We start from the raw sequence: 17,093 nt of genomic DNA on the forward strand, positions 1-17,093 counted from the left end.
AGTCCCAGTACTTCAGACTCTACAGACGTCAGGTCAAAGATGCCTTCCCCGTCCGAATCGTCAAGGCCGTTGTCACACAGTCCGTAGGATTGTGGCGTGGTAGCCTCAGGTACAGGGTGAACAATAAGTTGCAGTTCTTCTACATCATAACATACCGTAAAGGCTGACTCTACCCTGATATATAGGGTTTGTACTCCGTTAGTGGTAAAGGCCTGAACGTTACTGTAAGCTGTTGTATTGGTGATGGCGTTACTGCCAAAATCAGCATCATCCTGTGTTTCATGGGCTGTTACAACAACATCCCCGCCCAGTTGGGCTGTGATATCGTCAAGAACGGCCTGAACGTTGAATATCGCTACATCGTCAAGGTTAAAGTCACATTCTTCCAGCGCATCAAGTGCAGGGGAAATCGGAGCAGGTTCCACTACAAGTGGTACCGCAACTACTCTCCAGCAGCCCGTAGCGGTTACCTCTACTCTTGCATAGATCGTAGAGTCAGGGGCTACATAAACCTGTGGTAGCTCATCCGCAGGGTCGCCGATCTCGGCTGCGCCCTGAGTCGCAAAGTAGCGAACCGTCATACCATTCTGGAAGTTGGTTACCGCCTGGTCGTGATCGTGCAGTACAAAGTCCGCCTGACCCGGTACTTCCTCACAGGCATGGAACTCAGGGGCCGGATTGGAAATCGTTGGAAGAGGGTTGATGATTAAATCAAAATCATAAACGCTGTAACAACCCGTTACCGTGTTCTCTAATCGTACATAGATCGTCTGGGTAAAAGGATTCGTGTTCTGATACGTTGCCGGGTTGGCAATAGCGTTTACAGCACTATCGGCATCGGCATAAGTAATATAGTAACTCACCGCGTAATCCACATTACCGCCGGTGATCTCCGTGTCTTTTGTAGTTAAATCAAACTCCTCAATACCATCATTGGCATCAGGGTCCGTCTGGTCACACTGAACGTAGTTCGTGATTGGGGCTAAAACAGTAGGCCTTTCATTAACTGTTAAGTCCATAGTTACAACTGAGTAACATGAAGTAACTACAGCTCCCTGTTCCTGCACCCTAAAGTAAATTGTTTGTGCATCTGGCTCAGTAGTAGTAAATAACGGTTGTGGCTGAGGGTTTATATTAGCATCTGCATCTGCCTGAGAAAGGTGAACAGATACATCAAGAGTCATTCCCGGCTCATTAGCCATAATGCCTGCTATAGCATTAGTTAAATCAAACTCGGCAAAACCATCGTTTGAAGCATCGTCACAAGTTTCCATTGATGCCGGGTTTACCACATCATTAGGAAACTCTGTAAAGTTTATATCAAAATTCGTTATATCATAACATCCATCATCACCAATAACAGCAACTCTTATAAAAATTGTCTCTCCATCTGCAGCAGTGTATGCATCCGGAGTTGTTATCGCATTAGTATTAGAGTCAGCATCTATAAGCGAGTCATAATAAAACACTTCAATAGCATTCGGGTCTAATCCAGCCATAACATCGTTATACTGAACTGTAAGATCGACTACTTCAGAACCATCTCCATCTAAATCACATACATCTATATCATCAACTTCTCCCGCAACAGGAGCATCTGTTATTACGATTTCAAAAGAAACAACTTCATAACATCCTGTAAGTACGTTTTCTATCCTTGCATATATAGTCTCACTTACATCGGTAGAGTATGCGGTATCAGGAATTATCTGATTGAAAGGAGCTTCGGCATCTGCAAGCGAATGGTGATACGTAATAGGATACTGGAATTGGTTATAACCATTTCTTATTACAGGTGTATTTTCGGTTAAATCGAATGTGTATGGCGGAGGATTAGTTGTACATACATAAAAATCGTTAGGAGTTCCTAAATCTAGAGGCTCATTAACCTCTACAGTCACATCCTGTGTTTTTATAACCTCTGTACCATCACAAGCTGTATATATAGCCTGAGCAGTGTATGTAGTAGTTACATCAGGACAAACTGTTAAAGTAGTATCTGTACCTATTTCAGCTCCTCCTAAAAGCCAGGCAAACTCAACATTTGAATCTCCGTTTGGAGTAAACCTCCAAGCCTCATTCGTTGCACTCCAGTTACCTGAGTTACGTCCCGGAGGTGCAAGAGCATCTGTACCTGCTGCATTTTGAATACCTATAACACCTACACCATTTTGCCATGAATTACACGGAACCCTTCTCTCAACATACACCTCAATAACGTTTGTAGTTTCATATAATACAATTTGAGAAGTTTGAGCACCAATGGTAGGATCACTATTACAAGTACCACTAAACTGCGCTACTTCTGAAATATTAACCACCAGTGTACGACAAGGTGCACTACCTAAAATAGCGTAATTAATATTTGGATCGGCAAAAGTATTATTAACACCCGGATCAATATCCTGATAAACACCATATATGGCGTTTTTTATAGGAAATCCGGTATTAGGTATCGTTTGGGTATATGCCCAAGGACAACCGCCACCAGCTGTAAAACCAGTAGTATCAAACGTAACTACACCATTTGAACCTATAAGTACATTGGTATAAGTTTGCCCATAAAAACAAAATGAAAACGGTAGTGTAACCAATGGAGACCACACGTCATCTGTATTTACGGATACCTGCGTACCACCAACAAAAGGATATGGCGGAGCATAATCAACAGAACTCACCTCATAAGAAGTGGTTTCACCTGTTTCGAAATACTCAGCAATAAGGTCGGTACAATCACCCGGGTTACACAAAGGCGCCGGAGCAAATGTCCCTACATCAGGACAGCCTGGTGCCTGCGAAAAACCTTTAAAACTTAAAATGCTCAGAAAGAACAACAAAAGGTACTTGTTTCTCATTTTTTAACTTGTTTTTTTTGAAACGCGAAATTTACACAAATTTAAAGCGCCGACTAGAAAAAATTATTATTTTTTAGCATATCATTTGAAAATATAACTAAAACATACATAATAATACTACAACGCTTATTAATAACAGTTATTACTTAACCTACCCTACCTTGTTTGGTTTTTTTTAACATTTTAATGTTTTTCAGGCAAATTTAAAAGGGCAAACATAATTTGTTACAAACATAACACATTATTTAATACTTACATAAAACCGAAACAAAGCGACAAAATAAAATTTCAGTTAAAGCTACAGCCTTTAAAATCAACTTTTATAACTATCTTTGCGACCTGACTTTTTAGAGTATATATTAATTATTGTATCAATGATTGCTAACGAGGATTTAAAAGACGATATTGGAGAAAACCATATTGCAACAAGCGCAGAAACCCCTTTAAGGGCAGACGCTTTTGAAATGAGTGATGACCAAAAGATAGAAGCCATAAAAAAAGATGTTGAAAACATTTTACATACACTGGGAATGGACCTTACAGACGACAGCCTTAAAGGAACTCCTAACCGTGTGGCAAAAATGTTTGTAAAAGAAGTTTTTGGCGGATTGAACCCTTCTAAAAAACCGGGATCATCTACTTTTGAAAATAAGTACAAGTATGGCGAAATGCTTGTAGAAAAAAATATAACTATTTATTCTACCTGCGAACACCATCTTCTTCCTATTGTAGGACGTGCACACGTAGCCTATATATCTAACGGAACTGTTGTAGGGCTTTCTAAAATGAACCGTATTGTGGATTACTTTGCAAAAAGACCACAGGTACAGGAAAGGCTTACCATTCAAATAGTAGAAGAACTTAAAAGAGTGCTTAATACCGAAGATGTTGCCTGCGTTATAGACGCCAAACACCTTTGTGTTAACTCAAGAGGTATCCGCGATATTGAAAGCAGCACGGTTACTTCTGAATTTGGAGGAAAATTCAAAGAAGAGAACGTAAGAAGAGAGTTTTTAGATTATATAAAACTTGACACACAATTCTAATCCTATTATTTTTATACCGTAACTTACGGATTCAAATTAACCCATATGCAATTGTATAAAAACCAGGCTTTAAAAATTTATAATTCGCTTAGCGGAGACAAAGAACAGTTTATCCCAATACACGAAGGCAGCGTAGGCATGTATGTTTGCGGACCTACGGTATACAGTAATGTACACTTGGGAAACTGTAGAACCTTTATCTCTTTTGACCTGGTTTTCCGTTACCTTAAGCACCTTGGCTTTAAGGTTAGGTACGTGCGTAATATTACTGACGTAGGACATATTGAAGATGATGCCGATGACGGAGAGGATAAAATTGCAAAAAAGGCAAGGATAGAAAAGCTGGAACCTATGGAGATTGTTCAACAATATTCTGTAGACTTTCATCAAATCCTTGAACTGTTTAATAATATGCCGCCAAGCATTGAACCAACGGCTACAGGACACATTATTGAACAGATTGAAACCATTAAACAAATAATAGAAAACGGTTTTGCATACGAGTCTAACGGCTCAGTATATTTTGACGTGGTTAAGTTTAATGAAACCAACCACTACGGAAAGTTAAGTGGCAGGAATCTTGAAGACATGATTTCCAACACGCGCGATCTTTCCGGACAGGATGAAAAAAGAAACCCTCAGGATTTTGCACTTTGGAAAAAAGCTGAACCACAACACATTATGCGTTGGCCATCACCTTGGGGTGACGGTTTCCCGGGATGGCATCTGGAGTGTACTTCTATGAGCACAAAATATTTAGGAAATCATTTTGACATTCATGGTGGAGGTATGGATTTAAAATTCCCTCACCATGAATGTGAAATTGCCCAAAACGAAGCCTGCACAGGTCAGTCGCCGGTAAATTTCTGGATGCATGCCAATATGCTTACGCTTAACGGTAAAAAAATGTCCAAATCTACCGGAAATAATATTTTACCAAGAGAGATATTCTCCGGTAATAATGAAATTCTTAGTAAGGCATTTTCACCAACAGTTACACGTTTCTTTATACTACAGGCTCACTACCGCAGTATACTTGATTTTAGTAACGACGCTATTCTTGCTGCCGAAAAAGGTTTTAACCGCCTTATGGAAGCTCTTGAAGTATTGACTCAGCTAAAAACTTCAGACAAATCGAGTATTAACATCGAAGCATGGAAACAATCCTGCTACGATGCCATGAACGACGACTTTAACAGCCCTATACTTATAGCTCAGCTTTTTGAAGCCGTTCGTTACATCAATCTTCTAAAAGAGAATAAGGAAACCATTACAGCGAATGACCTTAAACTACTTTCTGAAACATTAAATGCTTTTGTTTTTGATGTACTGGGACTTGTTGACGAAAAAACAGCTTCAAATAACAACGATAAGCTTGAAGGTGTAGTTAACATGTTAATTGGCATGAGAAATGAAGCGAGAGCCAATAAGGACTTTGCCCTTTCTGACCAGATTAGAAATAAACTGACAGAACTTGGCATAGAACTTAAAGACAGTAAAGAAGGTACCACGTTTTCAATTCAATCATAATGATTTGACATTAAGGAAAATTATAATAGCACCCTTTGTATTATTAGTACGCTTTTATCAGGGTGCCATATCACCTTTCCTGCCTTCGGCATGCCGCTACACCCCTACCTGTTCTCAATATACTATTGAAGCACTGCAAACTCACGGACTTATTAAAGGCGGATGGTTAAGTATTAAACGTATTGCCAGTTGTAACCCCTGGGGCGGACGCGGTTATGACCCTGTACCCGAAAGAAAATGCCGTCATAATCATTAATTAACGATTTTTAGATTTGGCAATCTTTCACATTTATTTATTTTTACAGAAATTAAACCAATTAAAATGACACACGCTTTAAGCTTTGTATGGAACCCTCACGAAGGTATAGACCTTGGATTTTTCCTTTTACGTTACTATAGCCTTATGTGGGTAGTAGCCTTTGGACTGGGGTGGTATGTAATGAAAAACATATTTGTTCGTGAAGGTGAATCTATGGAAAAGCTGGACAAACTATTTATTTACACTATAGTTGCCACTATGATAGGTGCCCGTTTAGGCCACGTTATATTCTATCAGCCGGAACTGTTTAAGGAAGATTTCCTTAATGTTTTCTTACCTTTTAGAACAACACCTAAATTTGAGTTTACCGGATTTGCAGGACTGGCCAGCCACGGTGCTGCAATAGCTATTATACTTGTTATTTTCTACTATAGTAAAAAAATCATCAAAAGGCCAGTTCTATGGATGCTGGATCGTATTGTAATACCGGTTACGCTTGGCGGTATTTTTATTCGTATAGGTAACTTTATCAATTCTGAAATATTAGGTCGCGAAACAACTGCCGATGTAGCTACAGCCGTTAAATTTATTAGAGGTGAAGAAGGAGAACTGGGCAGACGTGCCATAATGAAGGCTACTGAGCAAACAGACTACAATAAAGCTTACGATTTAGTACAACACGACCCAAAATATGCTGATATATTTAACGCTATACCTTACAGGCATCCGGCACAGTTATATGAAGCATTTTGTTATATATTCGTATTTGCTATAGTATATTATATGTACTGGAAAACAGATTCCAGAAAGCAACACGGACTTATTTTTGGGGTATTCCTTGTATTACTTTGGACTGTACGTTTTGTTGTAGAATTTGTAAAAGAAAGTCAAAAAGGATTTGAAAAATATTTACCAGGCGACTTACTTACAGGCCAATGGTTAAGTATACCTTTCATACTGGTAGGGCTATACCTAATATTTACAGCTAAGAAAAGGACTGAAACGCTTTAAAAAGAGCTACAAAGCCCCGCAAATGCGGGGCTTCTTATTTTATATGAAATTATAATATTTAATCAGTCAGCTTAAAGTTATAGACAATCTCTCCTATCTGTTTATCAGGAGCACTATCACTACTGTTAAACTTGGTATTCATAGCAGCTACTTTAGCCTGATCCAATAAACATTTAGCTGAGTTGGTAGTACCTCTGGTTCCCGCCTTAGCTGATATAACATTACCGTTCTTATCTACCGAGATTTCAACAACAACGGTACCCTGTTCATTACATAAATACTTAGGAGCTGGTTTTGTTAAGGCTTTACGTCCTGCCAACCTATAGTTGCCTGAACCTGTTCCAGCAGTACCTCCTCCTCCGTTACCATAACCTCCCTGAAGAGAACCATCAATTTTACCTTTATCTCCCGCCTTATTATCATCACCCTGCCCCTGCGTTGCAGTACCTTCGCTTTTAGGTCCGTTTATAAGACTGTTTAAAGCATCTGTAGTCGTTTTTGACGGCTGAGGCGGCTTAGGAGTTTCCTTTGGTTTTTCAGGCTCTTTAGCAGGTTCTTTTTTAGGTTTCTCATTACTTATAACAGGCGCATCGTCTACATCCTGAGTTGCAACATCTTCTGTTACCGGAGCTGATGCAGGAGTTGATTCCTGTGGTTGTGGTGCCGACTCTATAGGCTGCGTGGGCTGTACATCACCCGAACCGAAATCAGTAGTACCAAAATTAATGGCGATACCATTTTCAGGCGGCGGATCCATATATGATAGTCCACGAAAAAGACACAAAAGAAATAACAGAGCAAATATAGCCACTGTTATCGCAAATGATTTTTTTTCCTCTTCTGTTTCTAAATACTTCATTATTCCTATTATTTAGGATTAACTGCCAATACTATTTTGAATTGATTTCTGTAAGCTATATCCATTACACTAACTGCCTTTTCGATAGGCACACCGGTTTCGGCACGTAATACGATTGCTTTATTTTCATCTCCCGAAAGCATCTCTATAAGAGTTGACTCAAGTGCTTCTTCAGCAATTGGCTTTTTATCTATATAATATTCAAGGTCTTTAGTTATACTTACCGCTACGTTTTGATTGTTAGCTGTTTTACCTTTAGCCTTTGGAAGGTTAAGGTCAAGCGCATCGGTTGTAACCATGGTAGAAGTAAGCATAAAGAATATCAATAACAGGAATACGATATCCGTCATTGACGACATGTTAAACTCGGGCGTTACCCTGTTTCTGCTTCTAAACTGCATAATTATACCGGATCGTTTAATAGGTCAAGGAACTCAACTGCGTTGGCTTCCATCTGGTTTACAATTTTATCTGTTTTTACTACTAAGTGGTTATACCCTATGTAAGCCACAATACCTACAATCAAACCAGCTACAGTAGTTGTCATCGCTGTATAAATACCACCTGCAAGAGCGCCAACCTCAATTTGCCCTCCACCTGTTGCTATTTTATGGAACGCAAGTACCATACCAACTACAGTTCCAAGGAATCCAATCATAGGACCCGCACCCGAAATAGTAGCAAGTATACTAACGTTTTTCTCAAGGCTGTAAATTTCCAGTTTACCGGCACTTTCAATAGCAGTATTAATATCTTCAAGCGGTTTACCAATTCTTGAGATACCTTTTTCTACAAGTCTTGAAACCGGAGTATTTGTATGCTGACATAAAAGCTTAGCGCTATCCAAACGACCATTCATAATATGATCCCTTATTTGGTTCATGAACCCTTTATCCACCTTAGATGCCGCTTTAAGCGTAAGCAATCGCTCTATATAAAGGTAAATGGCTACAAATAAAAGTACCGCCAGTACGATCATGATTATCTGACCGCCAATACCGCCACTTGTAAGAAGTTCGATAATAGATAATGTTTTTTCTGTAGACTGTTCGTCTAACAAAGCTTCCTGAGCCACTGCCAGGCTATCGGCAGCATTCTGAATGTTTACCATAGAGAATTAATTCTTAAAATATTTATCTTTTAAATTTTAACGCTAATATAGTCTAAAAATTGCTTAATAGCCATCACGCTAACATCTCTTTTAGAAATAAAAAAACCTGCCTGAAAATCAGGCAGGTTTTATATATAATGTAATATACTATATTATTCTGCTGCGTTGTGAGCTGCTTCTACAGCTTTTTTCTCTTTTGCAGATACTGTATCTACAAGTATTGGAGTTGCAATGAATAGTGACGAGTAAGTACCTACTATGATACCTACAAGCATTGCAAATACAAATCCTTGGATAGACTCACCACCAAATATGAACATGATTAATAATACAAGCATTACAGTTAATGATGTATTGATTGTTCTTGATAATGTAGTGTTGATTGACTGGTTAACGATACTGTTAAAGTCTCCTTTAACTGATCCGCCAAGGAATTCCCTTACCCTGTCAAATACAATTACCGTATCGTTAAGAGAGTAACCAATTACAGTAAGGATAGCCGCTATAAAGTGCTGGTTCATTTCCATTTGGAAAGGCATAAATTTATAACATGCAGAGTAAATACCTAACACGATAATAACGTCGTGAGCAACTGCAACTACCGCACCTAAACTAAACTGCCATCTTCTGAAACTTAGCATTAAGTAAATAAATACTATAGATAATGAACCAAGTACAGCCCAGTAAGAGTTTGTTTTAATATCTTTTGCAATTGTAGGACCTACTTTAGAAGCCTGCATGATACCTACAGTTTTACCATCGTAAGTATTTACAAAATCATCATAAGAAATATCTTTAGAATAGAACTTCTTAAGGTTATTGTATAGTATCTCGTTAACTTCTTTGTCAACTTCAACACCGTGAGCATCTACTTTATATTTAGTAGTAATTCTTAACTGATCGTCGCTACCAAATACCTTAGCATCTACAGCACTACCAAAAGCATCGCTTAGTACACTCTTAACTTCTTCTACAGATACTTTGTTTTCAAACCTTACCTGGAAAGTACGTCCACCCACAAAGTCGATACCCTGATCTAAACCGTTTGTGAAGAATGAAACAAAACTACCAAGAATAAGTAATCCGGAAATGAAGTATGCAGCTTTCTTTTTAGAAAGGAAATCAAAGTTGAATTTGGTAAACCAGTTTTTAGTAATACTTGTATTAAAAGTTAAGTTACCACCTCTGCTAGCTGCCCAGTCAAGTAAGATTCTTGTAATAAAGATAGCTGTGAAAAGAGAAGTACATATACCTATAAGTAATGTAGTAGCAAAACCTTTAACAGGGCCTGTACCAAATATTAAAAGCACTAAACCTGTAAGGAATGTAGTTACGTTAGCATCGGTAATTGAAGACATTGCACCTTTCCAGCTAAATGAAGCCCTGATAGACTCTTCAAGCGTTTTACCCAGTCGCATTTCTTCTTTTGCCCTTTCGTAAATAATAATGTTAGCATCTACCGCAGTACCCATTGTTAATACGATACCGGCAATACCAGGTAATGTAAGCACAGCACCTAAACTTGCAAGGATACCGAAAATGAACAGTAAGTTAACAGCCAGTGCAATGTTTGCATACCAACCTGCCTTACCGTAGTAGAATATCATCCAGAAGGAGATTAATAATAAACCTACTAAAGATGAAGTAATACCGTTATCAATAGCTTCCTGACCCAATGACGGACCAACAACCTCTGATTGTACTATATCTGCAGATGCAGGAAGTTTACCTGCTCTTAATACGTTTGCTAAGTCTTTTGTTTCAGTTACATCAAATGAACCTGAAATTTGAGAGCGTCCACCTGAAATAGGACCTGAAGATACACCCGGTGCAGAGTATACAATGTTATCAAGTACGATAGCAATGTTACCTTGCTCCTGATAAGCCTGACCTGTTAGCTCTTCCCACTCTCTTGAACCTTTAGCATCCATTTGCATTTCAACACATGGCTTACCTAACTGGTCAAATGAGTCGTTAGCTCCTGTGATAACACTACCGCTTAACGGCGGAACGTTTTCCCTGTTACCTCTCAAAGCGTAAAGCTCAACTACACCCGGATTCTTTTTATCTTCTTTACCCCATGCGAAACGAGTATAACGAAGCTCTCCTGATAAAGCTGAACGAACTTCAGGCTTTTTGAAATATGAATTGATTTTAGCAGTATCTTTTGTAGCTGCCATACCAATTATAGGGCTACCCATTGGGCCCGGGCTCAATATTTCAAATAATGGATTATTACCTTTAGCAGCAGCTGCAGAATCTTCTGCTTTGTTTACAAGTAAAGAATCGATTGCAGAAGTTTCAGGCTCTTCAGTAGTTTTAACCTCTGCCTTATCTGCTTTCATAGCCTCATTGGCAGCTGTTAATACACCTACCATCTGGTCTACTTTGTAAGTTTGCCAAAACTCTAGCTGAGCTGTACTCTGTAAAAGTTTTTTAACCCTGTCTATATCCTTAGCACCCGGAAGCTCTACAAGTATTCTCCCTGATTCACCAAGTTTTTGAAGGTTTGGCTGTACAACACCAAATTTATCTATACGTTTTGTAAGTACTCCAAATGCACTATCAATAGCCTCATTAACTTTTCTTTTGATAACAACTTTAACTTCCTCGTCAGACATTTGTGTCTGAACATCGTCAGATAGATCTCTGTTAGCAAAAATTTCTGTTGAAGACAACTTAACTGTACCTTTTGATTCATTAGCGAAAGCTACGAAAAATGCGTCCAGATAGTCCTGATTACCCTGCTGTTCCTTTGTAGCTACATCTAAAGCTTTGTTGAAAACAGGATTAGTAGTATTGTTAGCCAATCCTTTAAGGATATCTTTTACAGATATCTGTAGGATAACGTTAATACCACCTTCAAGGTCAAGACCTTTGTTAATTTGTTTGTCTCTTACCTGATTGTAAGTATAACCAAGAAAAACCTCCTGTTTCCCAATTGAATCAAGGTAAGCAAGCTCCTTTTGAGAGTCACCTCCGGAAGCTGCCTTGGCATCTTCCTGAATACCATTAGAAACAAATGTGAACGAAAGCTGATAAATACTTACTATCGCAAAAATAATTGCGAAAAATTTAATGAGTCCCTTATTCTGCATTAGTACTAAAAATTAATTATTCCATTTTTTAAAAACGAGCAAATATATAATTCTCCATAAGATTAACCAATTTATTTTCTAAATATATCATAAAAAAAAGACCGCTTAAAGCAGTCTTTTGCTATATATTAAGAAAATGTTAAGCTAATACTGATTTCAACGCTTCATTCATATTCCTAACAGCGTCGGCGCTTTTAGCGAATAAAGCTTTCTCTTTCTCGTCCAGATTTATATTAACAATTTCCTCTACTCCGTTTTTACCAATTATACATGGCACACCTATACAAATATCACTTTGACCATATTCGCCCTCAAGGTAAACCGAACACGGTATCATTTTCCTTTGATCGTTAAGTATACTGTCTACCAGGTAAGCAACAGATGCTCCCGGCGCATACCAAGCCGATGTACCCAGTAAACCGGTTAGCGTAGCCCCTCCTACCATAGTATCGGCAGCTACCTTATCCATCACTTCCTGAGATAGGAAATCAGACACAGGGCTACCGTTGTAAGAAGCGATTCTTGTAAGCGGAATCATGGTAGTATCGCCATGCCCACCTATAACCATACCCTGAACATCGTTTGATGGCTTATCTAAAGCCTTAGAAAGGTAATATTTAAAGCGTGAACTATCAAGCGCACCTCCCATACCTATAATTCTGTTTTTAGGTAATCCGGTTGCTTTAAGCGTTAAATAAGCCATAGTATCCATTGGATTAGACACCACAACTATAATTGCATCGGGTGAATATTTAAGAACGTTATCTGCCACAGTTTTCACAATACCGGCATTAATACCTATAAGCTCCTCCCTGGTCATACCCGGTTTTCTTGGAACCCCCGATGTTATTACCACCACATTACTGTTTGCTGTTTTAGAATAGTCGTTTGTACTTCCTGAAACTTTTGTATTAAATCCGGTAGTAGTGGCACACTGCATTATATCCATAGCCTTACCCTCGGCAAAGCCTTCTTTAATATCTAATAAAACCACTTCACTGGCTATACCTCTGTAAGAAATCACATCAGCACATGTAGCACCTACATTACCGGCACCTACAATTGTTACTTTCATAGTATTATATTTTTAGATTGGTTATCAAAAAAAGTTATTGTTCCTAACAAATATAACAAAACCAACCATTTAAAACACGTCAAATTATCAATATTACATTAATATTTACCCTTTATTATTTTTTAAATACAAAACGGGGTGCCATTAACATGACACCCCGTTTTTTAATAAATATTTTATCAATAAAGCCTATGCATCAATTTTTGCATATGCTGCATTTTTCTCAATAAACTCTCTACGTGGCGGTACTTCATCCCCCATTAGCATAGAGAAGATTCTGTCAGCCTCTGTAAGGCTATCAATACCTACCTGACGAAGCGTTCTGTACTCCGGATCCATGGTAGTATCCCAAAGCTGCTCTGCATTCATCTCTCCAAGACCTTTATAGCGCTGAATCGTTGCTCCACCACCCATTCTCTCATTAATCATATCACGCTGAGCATCGTTCCATGCATACTCTTTTTTAGTACCTTTCTTAACAAGATATAATGGTGGAGTAGCAATATAAACGTGTCCGTTCTCGATTAGCTCTTTCATAAACCTGAAGAAGAACGTAAGGATAAGTGTAGAAATGTGGCTACCATCAACATCGGCATCACACATAATCACTACTTTATGATAACGAAGTTTCTCTAAGTTAAGAGCTTTACTGTCTTCTGCCGTACCAACAGTTACACCAAGTGCTGTAAACATGTTTTTAATCTCATCGTTTTCAAACACTTTGTGGTGCATTGCTTTCTCTACGTTAAGAATTTTACCCCTTAACGGAAGAATAGCCTGGAAGTTACGGTCACGACCCTGTTTTGCAGTACCACCTGCCGAGTCACCCTCAACAAGGAATATTTCGCATTTTGCAGGATCCTGCTCAGAACAGTCAGAAAGTTTACCCGGTAAACCACCGCCACCCATAACGGTTTTACGCTGTACCATTTCACGGGCTTTTTTAGCAGCGTGACGTGCCTGAGCCGCTAAAATAACCTTTTGCACAATAGTTTTAGCATCGTTAGGATTTTCCTCAAGATAGTTCTCAAGCATTTCGCTTACCGCCTGGCTTACAGGCGCCACTACCTCACGGTTACCAAGCTTGGTTTTGGTTTGCCCCTCAAACTGAGGTTCCGCCACCTTAACCGAGATGATTGCAGTTAAACCTTCACGGAAGTCATCACCCGAAATCTCAAACTTAAGCTTGTCAAGAAGCCCCGATGAGTCGGCATATTTCTTTAAGGTATTAGTTAATCCCCTACGGAATCCCGATAAGTGAGTACCACCCTCGTGTGTATTAATGTTATTTACATAAGAGAAAATATTCTCTGTATAGCTGGTATTGTAAACCAATGCCACCTCTACAGGAACCTCACCCTTATCTGTCTCCATACTGATTACATCTGCAATAATAGGCTCACGGTTACCGTCAAGGAATTTAACAAACTCCTTTAAACCTTCTTCAGAATGGAATGTTTCGCTTATATACTCGCCTTTATCATCTTTCTCCCTCATATCAGTCATTGTGATACTAATACCTTTATTAAGGAAAGAAAGCTCACGCATACGTGCAGCAAGCGTATCATAAGAGTACTCAGTAGTCTGGGTAAAAATAGTTGCATCCGGCTTAAAGGTTACCGTAGTACCCCTTTTATCGGTTTCACCAACCTGTTTTACAGGGTAAACAGCTTTACCCCTTTCATACTCCTGTTCGTATATTTTACCTTCGCGGAATACTGTAGCCTTTAAATGATCGGATAGTGCGTTAACACACGACACACCCACACCGTGCAAACCACCGGAAACCTTGTAAGAATCTTTATCAAACTTACCACCGGCACCAATTTTTGTCATAACTACCTCAAGCGCAGACACACCTTCTTTCTTGTGCATGTCTACCGGTATACCACGACCGTTGTCTTCTACAGTGATCGAATCATCTTCATTAATAGTAACATAGATAGTATCACAATGCCCGGCCAGTGCCTCATCTATCGAGTTATCAACTACCTCATAAACAAGGTGATGAAGACCTCTTGTACCCACATCTCCAATGTACATGGAAGGACGCATCCTTACGTGTTCCATTCCCTCCAGGGCCTGAATACTGTCTGCCGAATAATTGTTTTGCTTTACCTCTTCACTCATATAATCTGTATTCTTAATGAATTTTTAAGTTAACGAACAAATATATGAAAACAAGACCTATATTACTACCAAAACCCTGCTTTTAGCAACTAAGTTATTAACAATTTATTAAATTTTGATTTTTAATATAAATAAACAGCAATCTACTGTCTAAACTCATAAAATAACCATTTAACAAGCTAAAAAGCAACCCCCTTAAATATAAAAAACACCATGCATTGCTTCATGGTGTTCTTAATAAACAAACAAACTAAAAATTCCAAAAAAACACAACGTTATTACACCTCAATCCTAGCTTGTGAAATAGCCGTATCGGCCATTACGTGAGCCGCATTAGCCCTACCGCTGGGATCGGTATTTTCCTGCCATTTTGGTATCCATTTCCTTACGGTTTGCGCCGCACTCCTTTGCGGGAAGTGCTTATGAAAAACCGACCTGTAATAATAAGCTTCTTTTGTTGCCGGGGTATTATACGGGAAACGCTCTTCAGCCTTTTCCATATCTGTATCGCTAACCTGCGAAGCACAATACCCAATAAGCGTATCTATCCAACTGTAGCCTACCCCATCTGAAAACTGCTCTTTCTGCCTCCACAACACCTCATCCGGCAGGTAGGGCTGTTGTGGGGTATCAAACGCTTTTCTTAAAATATATTTCTCAACCCCACTGTGTGTTTTAGGCTGTTTTTCCTGTGGTTTAATTTTCATGGCAACCTCTAAAAACTGCTTATCTAAGAACGGAACTCTCGCTTCAAGACCATGAGCCATTGTCGACTTATCTGCCCTCAGCAAATCAGCCGTAAACAACTTTTGCACCCTATCTATAAGCTCTTTTTGGAAATCTTTTTCAGTTGGCGCATTTCGGAAATACAGATAACCACCGAAAACCTCATCGGCCCCTTCGCCCGAAAGCACCACTTTTATGCCTTTTTCCGTAATAGCTTCCGACAGAAAGTACATAGGCGTACTTGCCCTTACCGAAGTCACATCATAGGTTTCGAGATGCCATATCAGTTTATCCAGTACGGCTATTCCCTGCTCTACCGTAAAATATATTTCATGATGGTTTGTACCTAAAAACTGAGCTACCTTACGGGCAGCTACCACATCGGGTGCTGCCGCATCAAGCCCTATGGAAAACGAGTGCAGTTCCTGCCCTTTTTGTTTTGCGAGCCTTGATGCTATAGATGATATTAAGGAAGAATCCAGCCCGCCACTTAGTAACACTCCTACCGGTACATCACTCATAAGCCTTTTATCAACCGCATGGGTAAGCCACTGTCTTAAGGCTTCAAAATCGGCTTCTTCCACTGCTGTTGCAGCATTTTCCCATTGTGGTTTGTAGTACTTTACAAATCCCGTTTCGGAAGTATAGTAATGCCCCGGTGGAAATGTAGAGAATGTTTTACACTGATCGGCCAGTGCTTTCATTTCGGAAGCAAAGTATATTCGTCCCCTTTCATCCAGTCCGTAATACAATGGTTTTACCCCAAGCGGATCACGCCCTGCAATAAAGTCGTCTCCTTTTATAACCACAAAGGCAAACATACCATCCAGTAAATGGCAAAATTCATTACCAAACTCTTCATACAGGTGCACAATAACCTCTGAATCAGAATGCGTTCTAAAAGTATGGTTTTTTAGCACCGTATCCCTAAGTTCCTGATGATTGTATATTTCGCCATTATGCACCATCCAGGCATTATCAGTACCCTGTATTGGTTGTTTACCTGTTTTTAAATCAATTATTGATAAACGTTCATGACTTAAAATATGCCCTTTCTCAGTTACAAGCAAGTCACTTTCGTCAGGTCCTCTATGGGACATCCTTTTTGACAGCTGCCTAACAAGGGCTTCATCTTTCCCTCTTCCGATGATTGCTAAAATTCCGCACATAGTATTTAAATTTTATCTCATTTTAACCCTTTTGGTTATTTTTTATAAGACAAATTTTAATTTTAACTTTCATTTTAAAAACATATCAACTAATAAAGATTACACTTTAAAATAAAAAATAAAGAATTAAAAACACTTTAAAAGTAAAACCGAAAAAACACACCCTTTTTACTTACAAATTAAAAAAGCCACCTATAGAGGTGGCTTTACTATTATTTCTGTAA

11 protein-coding genes and 1 pseudogene are annotated in these 17,093 nt (G+C 38.9%); 4 read left to right on the forward strand and 8 right to left on the reverse strand.

Annotation, left to right across the window (positions count from 1 at the left end; translation table 11 throughout):
• Positions 1–2,855, reverse strand: a pseudogene (locus ABS768_RS10125) (hypothetical protein); the annotation flags it as partial.
• 374 nt (positions 2,856–3,229) lie between these two features.
• On the opposite strand from ABS768_RS10125, the gene folE reads away from it, so the two are divergent.
• The 4 genes from folE to lgt all read left to right on the forward strand — a co-directional run bounded on the left by folE (position 3,230) and on the right by lgt (position 6,701).
• The gene (gene folE, locus ABS768_RS10130) at positions 3,230–3,901 is read left to right on the forward strand and encodes a GTP cyclohydrolase I FolE (protein ID WP_408074856.1); all 672 of its coding nucleotides are present in this window, start codon (positions 3,230–3,232) and stop codon (positions 3,899–3,901) included.
• A 45-nt stretch (positions 3,902–3,946) separates the two neighbouring features.
• Positions 3,947–5,431 (forward strand): cysteine--tRNA ligase, encoded by a 1,485-nt coding sequence (gene cysS / locus ABS768_RS10135; RefSeq protein ID WP_408074857.1) that lies wholly within the window; start codon positions 3,947–3,949, stop codon positions 5,429–5,431.
• A gap of 4 nt (positions 5,432–5,435) precedes the next feature.
• Positions 5,436–5,687, forward strand: a complete 252-nt coding sequence (yidD, locus tag ABS768_RS10140) for a membrane protein insertion efficiency factor YidD (RefSeq protein WP_408074858.1) — start codon at positions 5,436–5,438, stop codon at positions 5,685–5,687.
• Between the two features lie 66 nt (positions 5,688–5,753).
• Positions 5,754–6,701: a prolipoprotein diacylglyceryl transferase gene (gene lgt / locus ABS768_RS10145; protein ID WP_408074859.1), complete on the forward strand. Its 948-nt coding sequence runs from the start codon at positions 5,754–5,756 to the stop codon at positions 6,699–6,701.
• Positions 6,702–6,759: 58 nt separating this feature from the next.
• Here lgt and ABS768_RS10150 read toward each other — a convergent pair whose 3' ends face one another.
• The 7 genes from ABS768_RS10150 to asnB all read right to left on the reverse strand — a co-directional run bounded on the left by ABS768_RS10150 (position 6,760) and on the right by asnB (position 16,869).
• On the reverse strand, positions 6,760–7,560 hold the full coding sequence (locus ABS768_RS10150) for an energy transducer TonB (protein ID WP_408074860.1): 801 nt from the start codon (positions 7,558–7,560) through the stop codon (positions 6,760–6,762).
• Between the two features lie 8 nt (positions 7,561–7,568).
• Entirely contained in the window at positions 7,569–7,961 is a 393-nt protein-coding gene (locus ABS768_RS10155; RefSeq protein ID WP_408074861.1) for an ExbD/TolR family protein, read from the reverse strand.
• A gap of 2 nt (positions 7,962–7,963) precedes the next feature.
• A complete protein-coding gene (locus ABS768_RS10160; protein WP_408074862.1) occupies positions 7,964–8,671 on the reverse strand; it encodes a MotA/TolQ/ExbB proton channel family protein in 708 nt (235 codons plus the stop codon).
• 152 nt (positions 8,672–8,823) lie between these two features.
• A complete protein-coding gene (gene secDF / locus ABS768_RS10165) occupies positions 8,824–11,769 on the reverse strand; it encodes a protein translocase subunit SecDF (RefSeq protein WP_408074863.1) in 2,946 nt (981 codons plus the stop codon).
• A gap of 139 nt (positions 11,770–11,908) precedes the next feature.
• Positions 11,909–12,844 (reverse strand): malate dehydrogenase, encoded by a 936-nt coding sequence (locus tag ABS768_RS10170; protein ID WP_408074864.1) that lies wholly within the window; start codon positions 12,842–12,844, stop codon positions 11,909–11,911.
• 189 nt (positions 12,845–13,033) lie between these two features.
• On the reverse strand, positions 13,034–14,974 hold the full coding sequence (gene gyrB / locus ABS768_RS10175) for a DNA topoisomerase (ATP-hydrolyzing) subunit B (protein ID WP_408074865.1): 1,941 nt from the start codon (positions 14,972–14,974) through the stop codon (positions 13,034–13,036).
• Between the two features lie 278 nt (positions 14,975–15,252).
• Complete coding sequence (gene asnB / locus ABS768_RS10180) at positions 15,253–16,869, reverse strand: asparagine synthase B (RefSeq protein ID WP_408074866.1); 1,617 nt, start codon at positions 16,867–16,869, stop codon at positions 15,253–15,255.
• Positions 16,870–17,093 lie beyond the last annotated feature (224 nt).

The organism is Flavobacterium rhizophilum, from assembly GCF_046000485.1.
GTDB lineage: Bacteria > Bacteroidota > Bacteroidia > Flavobacteriales > Flavobacteriaceae > Flavobacterium > Flavobacterium rhizophilum.

Bases quoted from the DNA above. Each gene is read 5' to 3' on its own strand.
- folE (WP_408074856.1), top strand. From the start codon at position 3,230: ATGATTGCTAACGAGGATTTAAAAGACGATATTGGAGAAAACCATATT.
- ABS768_RS10150 (WP_408074860.1), bottom strand. From the start codon at position 7,560: ATGAAGTATTTAGAAACAGAAGAGGAAAAAAAATCATTTGCGATAACA.
- ABS768_RS10155 (WP_408074861.1), bottom strand. From the start codon at position 7,961: ATGCAGTTTAGAAGCAGAAACAGGGTAACGCCCGAGTTTAACATGTCG.
- lgt (WP_408074859.1), top strand. From the start codon at position 5,754: ATGACACACGCTTTAAGCTTTGTATGGAACCCTCACGAAGGTATAGAC.
- cysS (WP_408074857.1), top strand. From the start codon at position 3,947: ATGCAATTGTATAAAAACCAGGCTTTAAAAATTTATAATTCGCTTAGC.
- gyrB (WP_408074865.1), bottom strand. From the start codon at position 14,974: ATGAGTGAAGAGGTAAAGCAAAACAATTATTCGGCAGACAGTATTCAG.
- ABS768_RS10160 (WP_408074862.1), bottom strand. From the start codon at position 8,671: ATGGTAAACATTCAGAATGCTGCCGATAGCCTGGCAGTGGCTCAGGAA.
- asnB (WP_408074866.1), bottom strand. From the start codon at position 16,869: ATGTGCGGAATTTTAGCAATCATCGGAAGAGGGAAAGATGAAGCCCTT.
- secDF (WP_408074863.1), bottom strand. From the start codon at position 11,769: ATGCAGAATAAGGGACTCATTAAATTTTTCGCAATTATTTTTGCGATA.
- ABS768_RS10170 (WP_408074864.1), bottom strand. From the start codon at position 12,844: ATGAAAGTAACAATTGTAGGTGCCGGTAATGTAGGTGCTACATGTGCT.